Annotated in this window: 10 protein-coding genes; 5 read left to right on the top strand and 5 right to left on the bottom strand. The window is 28.1% G+C overall.

The features are described from left to right. Positions 1-49: 49 nt before the first annotated feature. The 3 genes from ACZ5SO_RS06955 to ACZ5SO_RS06945 all read right to left on the bottom strand — a co-directional run bounded on the left by ACZ5SO_RS06955 (position 50) and on the right by ACZ5SO_RS06945 (position 4,165). A complete protein-coding gene (locus ACZ5SO_RS06955; RefSeq protein WP_464627647.1) occupies positions 50-733 on the bottom strand; it encodes a site-specific integrase in 684 nt (227 codons plus the stop codon). A 139-nt stretch (positions 734-872) separates the two neighbouring features. After that, on the bottom strand, positions 873-2,015 hold the full coding sequence (locus ACZ5SO_RS06950) for an AAA family ATPase (protein WP_464627646.1): 1,143 nt from the start codon (positions 2,013-2,015) through the stop codon (positions 873-875). A 1,166-nt stretch (positions 2,016-3,181) separates the two neighbouring features. Then, the gene (locus tag ACZ5SO_RS06945; protein ID WP_464627645.1) at positions 3,182-4,165 is read right to left on the bottom strand and encodes a LacI family DNA-binding transcriptional regulator; all 984 of its coding nucleotides are present in this window, start codon (positions 4,163-4,165) and stop codon (positions 3,182-3,184) included. Positions 4,166-4,434: 269 nt separating this feature from the next. Here ACZ5SO_RS06945 and ACZ5SO_RS06940 point away from each other — a divergent pair, with 269 nt between their 5' ends. The 5 genes from ACZ5SO_RS06940 (at position 4,435) to ACZ5SO_RS06920 (ending at position 9,713) form a co-directional block, all read left to right on the top strand. After that, positions 4,435-5,556: a glycoside hydrolase family 172 protein gene (locus ACZ5SO_RS06940; protein WP_464627644.1), complete on the top strand. Its 1,122-nt coding sequence runs from the start codon at positions 4,435-4,437 to the stop codon at positions 5,554-5,556. A 30-nt stretch (positions 5,557-5,586) separates the two neighbouring features. Further along, positions 5,587-6,861, top strand: coding sequence for an ABC transporter substrate-binding protein (locus ACZ5SO_RS06935; protein ID WP_464627643.1), 1,275 nt, complete (start codon positions 5,587-5,589; stop codon positions 6,859-6,861). Between the two features lie 55 nt (positions 6,862-6,916). Then, on the top strand, positions 6,917-7,798 hold the full coding sequence (locus tag ACZ5SO_RS06930) for a carbohydrate ABC transporter permease (RefSeq protein WP_464627642.1): 882 nt from the start codon (positions 6,917-6,919) through the stop codon (positions 7,796-7,798). Positions 7,799-7,801: 3 nt separating this feature from the next. Continuing rightward, on the top strand, positions 7,802-8,629 hold the full coding sequence (locus ACZ5SO_RS06925) for a carbohydrate ABC transporter permease (RefSeq protein ID WP_464627641.1): 828 nt from the start codon (positions 7,802-7,804) through the stop codon (positions 8,627-8,629). A gap of 148 nt (positions 8,630-8,777) precedes the next feature. Then, positions 8,778-9,713 carry a glycoside hydrolase family protein gene (locus ACZ5SO_RS06920; protein ID WP_464627640.1) on the top strand — a complete coding sequence of 312 codons (936 nt, stop codon included), beginning with the start codon at positions 8,778-8,780 and terminating at the stop codon, positions 9,711-9,713. Between the two features lie 423 nt (positions 9,714-10,136). On the opposite strand, the gene ACZ5SO_RS06915 is transcribed toward ACZ5SO_RS06920, so the two are convergent. After that, on the bottom strand, positions 10,137-10,949 hold the full coding sequence (locus tag ACZ5SO_RS06915; RefSeq protein ID WP_464627639.1) for a sugar phosphate isomerase/epimerase family protein: 813 nt from the start codon (positions 10,947-10,949) through the stop codon (positions 10,137-10,139). Positions 10,950-10,965: 16 nt separating this feature from the next. Next, complete coding sequence (locus ACZ5SO_RS06910; protein ID WP_464627638.1) at positions 10,966-11,979, bottom strand: LacI family DNA-binding transcriptional regulator; 1,014 nt, start codon at positions 11,977-11,979, stop codon at positions 10,966-10,968. Positions 11,980-12,125: the final 146 nt, after the last annotated feature.

Here is a 12,125-nt window from a genome sequence, read left to right as displayed (position 1 = left end):
GTTACTTCTAACAAAACAATATATAAGTATATTTTTAAGATTGTTGTATTTAATGGGAACTTTTTGTGATATTATCCCTAACTGTGATTAATAATTCCATACAAGATTTATAATCGCATTTGCACCCTATTTTTTCTAAATCCGTTAGAAAATTTTCAAATTGTTTCTTCCCTCCGATTTCAAGTAGGAAGAGAGGTAAAGGATTGATTGCAAATATTTTATTCTGTTTTTCTGCTAGGGCCGATTCAATCTTATGTAATTTAATTAAATCATACTCAATTATGTCTGAATATGAATCAGATGATAAGGTAGTATCCTTTTTATCATCTATACATGTTAAAAATCGATCAAGGTGGATGGATAGATATTTTTTAAATTGATCGATATTCATTCTAGCTTGCCTGTCAGGATTTTTGTTTCCAATAATCATTATATATTTTTTAAAATCAGAAATTTTTATAAAACAATTATTATTGCAATTTGAGAATGAATTATCTTTTGGTATATCCCATAACGATTCAACCATTGGATAACTAATAAATGGTTTTCCAAATTGATTGGTTGATTCATTACAAAGTTCTAGTAGTTGGTGTAAATTTTCATTAAAATCTTTTAATTGCTTTTTATTAGTTTTATTTTGAAATATACCATGGCAATCATAGTCAAAAAATAAGTAAACCTCTGAAATATCATCAAGTCTTAATGAATCTATAATTTCGTTTGTTTTTCCCATTTCTTTAAGCCAAGATAAATAATCTAAATAGGGGGCTTCTTTTAGGTCCTTACATAATTTTAAAATACTACCAACATCTGGGGAAAAACAATATTTTTATTATTATCTAAAAAAAATTCATTTAACGTTATTCATGGTTTTACCCTTCAATATTATTAAATTCTCCAGCCTTAAACATTTTCTCTAGATTGTGAGCTTGTCTAATTTCTTTGCCAGTAAGTTTATTCAAGGATTTAATTTTATTATCTTCAATAAGGAAATAAGCATCAGGTCTTAATATTTCGTTGCTTATTAAATTTGGATTATGAGAAGTAATAATAATTTGGATATTAGTTATTTTTTTTAATGATGAAACAATATTTTTTGATAATTTGATGTGGTAATACGCATCAAATTCATCAATACACAACAAAGAAGGATGTTTTTCATTTTTACACATTTCCCACCAATAAAAAAATAATAGGAGTGCACTTTCACCATTAGACATATTTCCTATAATTGGCAAATAATTATTATTACCAAATTCATAATAAGCTACATTACTTCCATCAGGTAGTTGTTTAACAACAATCTTTCTATCAATATCATTTTGAAAAAGAAATTTATTATATTCCTTGATCCAATTATTTTTAATTATTTCATCAATAATTTGAGCAGTCCCATTTTTAAACCCTATGTAGCTTCTATCTTGTAAACTCCAAAAAAGTAACATATTTTGAACATACTCCATGAAATCATAAAAAGCTTTGGTTTCTTTGTTTTTTACATCTAATTGGGTATTTGCATATAAATATTTAACAGCAGATAATTTAGAATTTTTTAAATCAAGTGTCAAAGAGGGACTCTCTTTAAACTTATGCTTAAAATTAAATCCTTCTGATTTGTCAAAAATAATTAATTGTTTTTGGTTAATAATAAGTTCTTCGAATACTATTTCATCTATATTTTGTTTCTTGTATCTATAAATAACAATGTTTTCATCAAAGCAGAATTCATATTCAAATTCAACAAGTTTATCTTTATTATATATGTTTTGGTAGTTTGTAGTTTTATCTAGTCCTCTTTGCTTATGGTTTACATCAGTTAAAGAATATACAATGTCAAAAAGTGCAAGCATCAAATTTGATTTTCCACATGCGTTGTATCCATAAATCATAGCAAAATTTAGAATTTTATTCTCATTTACTATTTCAGCATTAAAATTATAGTTAGCAGCTGTAAGATCAAGAGTTATTTTATCCTTGAAATTTTTAAAATTTGTAACACTAAAACTTTTTAACATGATAGAACTCCATATTTTTGTTATAAAGTATACCATGTTTTTAAAAAATGTATTTATGCCGTAAAAAAAATACGGTAAAAAGAAAACTAATTTTGTTTTCATCTAAACCGATAATTCTTTTAAAACATTTCTATTCTATGTAGTAGAAAATATGTAGATAGCCTCAATTTATTATTCTGAATGTAAAATTAAAATATTTGATGAAATAAAATCTAGGCATTTGCAATACTTAATGCAACTAATTAACCTTAGAAAAAAGAAATTAGGGTAGCCGTAGATATTTCAAGTAATAAAAAAAATAACCAATCTTTTCTGAATCTATGATTCAATGTGGTACTTCGTAAAGATTAAGTTTTATTATAATGTCCAAACTTGCCGTTCCGGTTCACAAGTTAATCAATAAAGAATATTTGATTATAATATTAAAGAATTGATTGAAGAATTTGTATTATTCAGTTTATATTAAAATTCTATAAATAATGAAAATGTAACTTAGCCTTTCCTTCTTTATTGCCTTTGATCTTAAATCCGGCTTAAAAAATACGAGTAGAATTATGAATCTATGATATACGATATAAAGAGCTAATAAGAGCTGAGCCTAAAAATAAATATCTCTAAGTAGAGTATAAATGATAAGATAATAAGTGCGAACAAAAACGATGAGATAAGAATGTACAGAATTTAATAATCAAAATAATATTTTCATTAAAACTGAGGATATTTATGATTATTAAGCAAGAAATTAATTCTGACATTGAAAATAACAAATTAGAGAATTTAGTTAAATTGAAAGCACTTATTGAAGAGTAAAATTTTTAAAATCTTTTAATTGGTTAAAAAGGGTAAGATAAGGATGGATTTTATTCTTAAAAAAAGTAATTAGTACCCTGTACACAATAAGACAGTTGATTTATTTAAAGATATCATTAAACTCTAAAAGTAAATGAGTGACATATTATAATAACTTAATAAGTTCAAAAAAAAGGAATAAATAAAAAATACTATTACAAAATTACTATTTATTTTAGAACGATTTAATAAAGGAATTGATATCCCCTTAATTTAATTGACTCTTAGAAAATAACTGCACTTCCTCTAGTAATCATCTAGAGGAGAATTTATGAAAAAGAAAAGAAAGCACCAAACAGTTATTAATAAGCTTAATACTATTTTAAAGTTGTCTCTTTAATTATCAATGTAGCAGGAACGACTGATTCAAAAGCTTGGTAATCATCAAGTGCATTAATTGCTAAATCCGCCATTAAGGGAATATTTTGATTAACAGAAGTAATTCTCAAAATTGATGTTTCAGAAACAGGTGAGTTGTCATAGCCAATAACTTCAACTTCTTCAGGAATTTGTAGTTTATTAGTTACACATTGGCGAATGCAAAGGTGAGCAATATCATCATTAGAGCAGAAAAACCCTAGCTTTTTATTTTGGTATTTATTAATTAAATTTTTGATAATCTTGTCCATTTTAGAAAAAGCTTTTTGACTATATGGGTCAGTAAATTCTTTTTCAATTATTATTTCATTTTGGATATTATTAGACATAACTTCAAAGCCTAATATTCTTTTGAAAGATGGCCAATCTTTGTGGTACCCATTGTTAATATGAATTACAACATCGCAATGATCTTGTATTAATTTTTCGGTTGCTATTTTAGCACCGTTAAAATTATCATTATTGATTTGTTTGAAATTTCCCCCAGGTCTTTCAATTGCGATAATAGGTAATGGAATATTTTCAATATCTTCATTATTTAAAAAATCTGTTAAAAGGATAACACCTTTTACACGATAAGATTGAAAACATTTAATTAGCTCTAATTCAGATTCTTTATCGGAATTAGATGTAAAAACTATAATGTGATAGTTTTTTTCTTTTCCTTTAGATATTAGTTGGTTTAATAATTCAGTATAAAAACTTTGATGTAGGTGAGGTAAAATAAGTCCGACTAAATTGGAATGTCCTTTTGCTAAATTTGCCGCAAAGTAATCAGGAGTGTAGTTTAACGCATTAATTGCTTTTTCGATTTTTAATTTAGTTTTGTTAGATATTATATCTGGATTATTAAAATATCTTGATACTGTCGTTGTTGAAATATTAGCTTCTTTCGCAATGTCATGTAGTTTTGTTCTTTTCATTAAATCCTCATCAATTTTAATATCGTTATGTTCACTATATCACTGATATTTAGAATAGGCAATATTTTATGAAAAAAAATTTCATAAACTTAAAAATTATAAAAATATGGATAATAAGCTGTAAATAATAGAGTTTTTTACTAGTTTTGAAAATTAATTTCATATAAATGTAATAAAGTATTAATTTTTATGAAAACGCTTGACATTTTATAAAACAGTGCTAAACTTTGATTATCTAGAAGACTTTTACTTAAAGGAGAAAAATTATTATGAATGTTTGGCAATCAAACAGTCCTCTTGGTGGCTTACCAGTGATAAAAAAGGCAGTATCTAAGAGAGCTTCGAGTTATGATGTAACTGGTGGAAACAAGGATTTTTGGACTGTTGAAACTGGAGATACAGCAGTAATGGCTGATATAGAAGGGACTGGATGTATTAAGCATATTTGGATGACAATAAGATGTTATGATGAAATGTATTTAAGAAAATTAGTTTTGGAAATGTTTTGGGATGATGATACTACTCCAAGTGTGCGAGTTCCTTTAGGTGATTTTTTTGGTATTGGCCATGCAACTTGTAGACATTTTGTATCTCTTCCTTTAAATATTACTTTTGGAAAAAGAAGAGGGCCAAAAGGTCCATTTTCAGGATCTATGAATTGTTATTTTCCAATGCCCTTTGGTAAAAAAGCAAAAATACAATTAGTTAATCAAGCAAATAAAAAAGTTGAAAATTTATTTTTTATGATTGATTATGAATTATACAATGATCCTATGCCTAATGATATGGGAAGATTTCATGCACAATGGAGACATGAAAATCCATGCAAAAAAGTAGTTTATAACACAGATCTCAAAAATCCTGCTCCTTGGGACTTACCTGGGAAGAATTTGACAGGAAAAGATAATTATACAATTTTAGAGGCTCAAGGAACCGGCCATTATGTCGGGTGTGTTTTAAATATTGATAATTTTGATGCTTCAAATCAAGAATTTACCTGGCCTGGAGAAGGTGATGACATGATATTTATTGATGGTGAAATTTGGCCTCCTTCATTACATGGAACTGGAACTGAGGATTATTTTGGATGTGCATGGGGGTTTCCAAGTGGAGAATATGATGGACCTTATCATGGAATTTCTTTAGGAAGCGATGTACAAGAACATTTTGGTAAATGGAGTTTATATAGATGGCATATCGAAGATCCAGTTCATTTTGAAAAATCTATAAGAGTTTCAATTGAACATGGACATGCAAATGATCAAGGAAATGAGTATTCAAGTGTTGCATATTGGTATCAAATTGGAAATCATCTTCCATGTGAAGAATTAGAAGCTGTAGAAAAACGCCTACCTAAAAGGTGGCCTGAACATGGGACTTGGGATAGATAATTAAAAAAAAATAAGCAAAGGGAGTTTATTATGAAAAAGACAATTGTATTTGGTTTGATGTTGCTAGCAATTAGCTCATCAATCTTTTCGCAAGGTACTTCAGAAAAATCTGAAGCAAAAAAACAACTTACTGTACTAGTAGAAAGTGGAAGTCCAGGAGAAGCTGTTGCAAAATCAACTGCTCAGGAATTTAAGGATAAAACGGGATATGAAATAATAATAGATGCCGTTCCATATACTGGGTTGTATGATAAATTATCTGCAGAAATAAAAGCTGGTGCGTCAACCCATGATGTGGCCACTTTAGATGTTTTGTGGTTGCCTGCTTTTAAAAGAGGATTGCTTGCTTTAGATGATATTGCAACTGAAGAAATCAAATCTGATTTTTTACCAACATTGGTAGATGGTGGAACATTAGATAATGAATTATATGGTTTTCCAATGTGGATAAATGCAAAAGTATTAATGTACAGAGTCGATTGGTTTAATGATGAAGACAATAAACGAGAGTTCAAAGAAAAGTTTGGATATGATTTAAGTGTTCCAACAACATGGGAAACATATATGGATGTTGCAAGTTTCTTTACTAAAGATGATATATATGGAACTGCTGTTTATGGAGCTGCTAGTGGAGATACTGTATGTTCTTGGTTAGACCATGCTGCTCAAGCAGGTGCAAAACCTTTAGTATTAGATGAAAACGCTAATGTATTAGTTAATGAAAAACCTTACGTTGATGCTCTTGATTTCATGGTAAATCAATATAAAAAAGGTGTAGTTCCAAAAGAAACCTTATCTGTAGCAAGTACTGAAGCACAAGAAATGTTTAAAAATGGAAAGTTAGCAATGCAATTGAACTGGTCACATCAATATCCTGCTTTGTATGATCAAATGGGCAAAGATAAAGTAGGTGTAGCAAACATGATTGGAGGACCTGCGGGAATTGCTGCTACAACAGGACCTTGGTACCAATGTGTTTTAAAAAATTCAAAAAACGTAGATATTGCAAAAGAATATATTTTATTTATGTTTGATCATAATAAAGATTATATGGAAGCTGCTTTGAAAATTGCTGGTAGAAAATCTGTATATGAAGAATATTCTACTCAACCTGGGGCTGAACATCTTTCTGCAGTATTGTCTACTTTAGCTCAACCCCAATCTCAAAATAGACCTGCAACACCATATTGGACACAAATTGAAGAGATCCTTTATAAAAATATCCAAGATGTATTTGCTAATAAAATGACTTCTCAACAAGCTTTAGATGCTGCTAAAACAGAAATAGAAGCAGTAATACAATAATGATACAATAAATCTGAGAGAGGATATTCTCTCTCAGATTTATAAGGATGTAAATATGAATTTATTATCTAAAAAAACGCTGTTATGTTTCTTTTTGCCAGGTGCTATTTTTTTAAGTGTTTTTTTAATTTATCCAATTTTCAAGATGTTAATTGATAGCTTTTATTTATTTTCTTTTGATGGGGAAAAAGCTTTTATAGGGTTTAATAATTATATAAAAGCTTTTACAAACACATCTTTTATTCAACCTCTAACCAATACTTTAAAATACATAACAATTGCAGTAGGCTCAGAATTGGTTTTAGGTCTTGTTTTAGCTTTACTTTTTGAAAATAAATTTCCTGGTAACAATATTTTGAGATCTATTGTTCTTACTCCATTAATGATTGCACCATTGGTTGCAGGACTTATTTGGAAGTTGATGTTAAGTGCTCAGTTTGGAATTATAAATTCTATTTTGGTAGATTTAAATATATTAAATAATACCAGTGATATTTTATGGTTAGCAGATGAAAAATGGGCCCTATTATCTTGTACATTTGCAGATATTTGGTTAACAACACCTTTTATGATGTTAATGTCACTTGCTGGGATTCAAGGAATAGATAAAAGTTTGATTGAATCCTCTAGGATTGATGGAGCAAATTTCTTTCAACAGCTATTTAAAATAAAACTTCCAAATATAAAAGTAATATTATTGACTGCAGTATCAATAAGAATTATTGATGCAGCTAGAACATTTGATATTGTTTGGGCAATGACTCAAGGAGGACCAAATAATTCTTCAGAGTTATTAAGTATTGTAATTTATCGTACTTTGACAAGATACAACAATGTGGGTTATGCAAGTGCAATGGCAGTAGTGTTTATAATCACTTTAGTGATATTTACCTTAGTTGCTATGCAAAGTTTGTGGAATCCCAAGAAACAAGGATAAATCGTGGAAAATAAGAATAAAAAAATAATTTTTTTTAGTATTTCATTTTTGTTAGTAATGTTTTGGTTATTCCCATATCTTTATTTAACAAGTTCAGCTTTTAAGCCAAATGCAGAAGTTATATCAATTCCTGCTAGATTTTTTCCAACTAAAATCTCTGTAGAAAATTTTGTTAAGTTGTTTGATAGACTTCCAGTATTTAAGTATATAGGAAATAGTTTAGTAGTAGCAATTGTTAGTACTGGTTTATCTGTTATTTTAGGATCTTTAACAGCTTATGCAATTACAAGGTCAAGGTTATCACATACCTCAATTTTTATAACTATTTTAGTACTAAGTTTAAAAATGATACCAACATCAATTATAGCCGTCCCAATTTATGAAATAATAATAAATTTAAAATTATATGACACTAAACTTGCTTTAATAATTGTATATGTTGCTATAAATATACCCTTTGTAATATGGGTAATGATGGGGTTTTTTAGCAAAATTCCAAGAAGCTTAGATGAAGCTGCATGTATCGATGGAGCTAGTACTTTAAATATTTTTACTAAAATAATACTACCAATTAGCCTTCCAGGATTATCAACCGCTGCAATTTTTACATTATTTACAGCATGGAATGAATTTTTGATTGCTCTGCTTTTAACGAGCATAAATGCTAAAACTTTTACAGTGTGTTTATCTGAGTTTCTTTCTGCATATAATATGGATTTAGGCCCTATGTGTGCTGGAGCTTTTTTATTTAGTTTCCCAGTCTTGATTATATCAATGTTAGGCCAAAAGTTTATTGTAAAAGGTATGATTGCGGGAGCTGTTAAAGAGTAGTTAAATCGAAAAAAAATTCATTAATAGATTGGTAAAAATCAATAATTAGGATTTGTAAAATTTTGTATTTTATCATCACTCAATCTGTGATGAAGCTTAGAATAATTTTATTAATTAATATTAAAAATTAGAATAGATAGGAATAAAAATGTTAAGACATGAAGGAAATTTTATAGGAGATACTTGGTATTTTGTTCAAAATGATAAAGTTCATTGTTACTATTTGACTTGTCCAAATACATATGAAAGACATACAGCATGGGATATAGCACATGCTGTCTCAACAGACTTAATAAACTGGACTGATCAAAGTGTCGTTTTAAAAAAAGGGAATACAGGAGAGTGGGATGATACTTGCTTAGCAACAGGCTCAATAATAGAACATAATAATAAATATTGGATGGCTTATACTGCTAAATGGAATAGTAGCGATGTTGCCATTGGTATTGCTTTCTCTACTGATCTCTACAATTGGGAAAAGATAGATAGAAACCCAATAACTAAAATTGATGATAAATATTATGAGAAAATAGGGAGTGGCAGTCGTGCAATTTCTCATTGGAGAGATCCCTATCTTTTTAAACATGAAGAGTATATTTATCATGCAGTTTGTGCAAGTAAAAATAAAGGTAAAAGTGATAGAAGAGGTACTGTTGGATTAGCTCGTTCAAAAGATATGATAAATTGGGAAGTTGTGGCCCCTTTAAAACTAGATGAAGTAGCCGCAGAATTAGAGTGTCCCCAAATACATAGAATTAAAGACAAATATTTATTGATATTCTCGTCTTTTTATGAATTGTTTTCAACTGATATCAAGACAGAATATGGTGTTAATGGATTACCAAATTCCGTCTATTCTATGTGGAGCGATTCTATTTTTGGACCATATAATTTTACATATCAAAAGTCTTTAATACCTTCTGATTATCCTGTAAAGCCATATGCTGTGCAATTAGTTATTTTTAAAAATAATCTTTACCTAATGGGTACAGTTTGGGATTTTGAAAATAATAAAGATTTTGTAACAGACCCTATACCTGTTGAATTTGATGGAGAAAAATTAGTAGTACAAAAGAATAAATAATAATGATTCTAATAGTTTGTTATTTAATGGGCCTTTTAATACATTTTTTGAGATTGTAATTTACTAAAGTACTCTCATTTTTTTTAATATAAACTATTGATAATTCTTAAAATAACAATATTACGTAATTATAAAATAAGGTGCTAATAATTAAATACCACATATTAAATGCTAAGAATATAATTTGAAAGATTATGTAGTAGTACAAGTATCTATATTTATAGAGACTAATGCAGATTAGTCTCTATTCAATTGAGATGGTTATATTTTAAAATCTTGACTAAATAATTAAAATAAAAATCTTATATTAATTCACCATCCTTAAAACATAAATTAATCTAAGAATGTAAAGAATTAACTTATACATTGTTAGAAATATAAAATAACTAGAAAGTTAAATGTTAAATCAAAGATTATATAATACTAAATTAATTTTAGATTATGAAGATAAGAAAAAGAGACAACAAGAGCCCTATAAACTTCATCGATATCTTTAGCCCCTTTTTCAGTAAATTCAATTTCAATACTCATAGGACAGTTGTTATTATTTTTCTCTAAAATGTCAAAGATCTTAGGAAAGTTAATATAACCTTTGCCTAGGGCAGGAAAATCCCAAACATCTTGTTTGCCACCTTTATCTTTGATATGCATATAACTAACATTGTTAACACAAGCTTTTAAATCATCTTCAGGTAGTACATTCCCATAAAATAAAACATTAGCTGTATCATAATTGATTTTGATTAAGTTAGAGTCAACTTTTTCTACAATGCTATTTAAACTCTTTCCAGTAGGAAATTCTTTACCATGAGTTTCTAAAACAAGCATTAAATTATTTCTCTTAAGGTGAGGAATTAAAAACTTTAAATTTTCAATTAAAGTTTTTTCATTAGAAGAAGAGTTGTTTTTAATATGAGCTTCACCAATAGAGCTTACAATATATTTAGAGTTAAAAAATGCAGCTAACTCCATATTTAAAATAAAATCATCTAATCTGTTTTTATCCATAAGGGAAGTGTGACCACTAAAAGCAAAAGGGATTAAACCTAAATCATTAATCATATTTCTAACTTTAACAAGATGCTCAAAAGATTGAGTTGGAAATACATGTTCAGTCCAACCCTTAGTAGCTGTTAATTCAATATATTTAAACCCAGCTTTTTTAATTAGAGGAAGAGCCTCTTCAATAGAAAACCCGTGAAAAGTGTTAGTGTTTACACTAATAATTCTATCCATATTTAAAAACTCCTTTTTAATTTTTTTTAAGCCAATTAGCAGTAGATTCTCTAATAATGATTTCAGTCTCCAATCTCATAGATTGGATAGGACTTTCCTCTTTGTTAATGTGTTGAATAAGCATAGAGCAACTATAAATACCAAGTTGGTATTTAGGTTGATTAACAGTAGTAATAGTTGGCGAAGTCATATAGGTTAGAGGAATATTATCAAAACCAATTACTGCAATATCACCAGGAACTTTTAATCTATTTTGTTTAATAGCTTTAATAGCAGCAATAGCGTAAATATCGCTAACAGCGAAGATAGCATCAGGTTTATTACTAGAATTAAGCAATTGATAACAAGTAGCACAAGCAATATCATAATTAATTTCTGGAATTTCACAAATTAAATTATAATCTAAAGGAATATCAGCAGAAACGAGGGCTTGCTGATATCCAATTAATCTCTCTCTCGCATATTTATATTTCAAAGGACCATTTAAAAGAGCAATTTTTCTCCTACCTAAAGAGAGAAGATAATCAACAACATTTTTACTAGCTTGAATATCATCAACACTAACATAAGGGAGATCTAAAGCATCATTATATTCGCAACATTGAACAATAGGAATAATATTACTAAGTTTATCAAGAAGACTTGTTTCAATAATATTAGTAGTAATAAGACCAGCCGCATTAGAAGTTTTTAACATATCAATAAAATTATTAATATTTCTCTCTTTAATAACTTCCTCACTAATTAAAAGAGAATACCTATTTCTAAGAGCACAATCTTTAGCTCCGGCGATTATTTCAGAATAGAAAGGATTATTAAGAGATGGAATATTGAAAATAATAACATTATTTTCAATAGATTTTGAATTCTCAATAAAAGAACAATCCACACCAAGTTCTTTCATAGCTTTTAAAACTTTTTCACGAGTCTCATTTTTTACAGAGAAGGGTCTGTTCATGACCCTACTAATTGTTGCTATAGAAACATTAGATAATTTTGATATTTTTTCATAAGTAGCTCTCTTATTCATAACTTTAGTTTAAATGCTTTTTGCTAAAAGTAAAGAATATCTTTTTTTTTGAATAATTTTCACAAAAGTGTGAAAAATATTGTAAAAAAGTAGAAATTTTTTCATGAAGCTTGATTTTTTTACCCTAAATTATCTTTATCTTGACA

The organism is Pleomorphochaeta naphthae (assembly GCF_055396005.1).
This window is presented reverse-complemented; position numbering and strand designations above follow the sequence as displayed.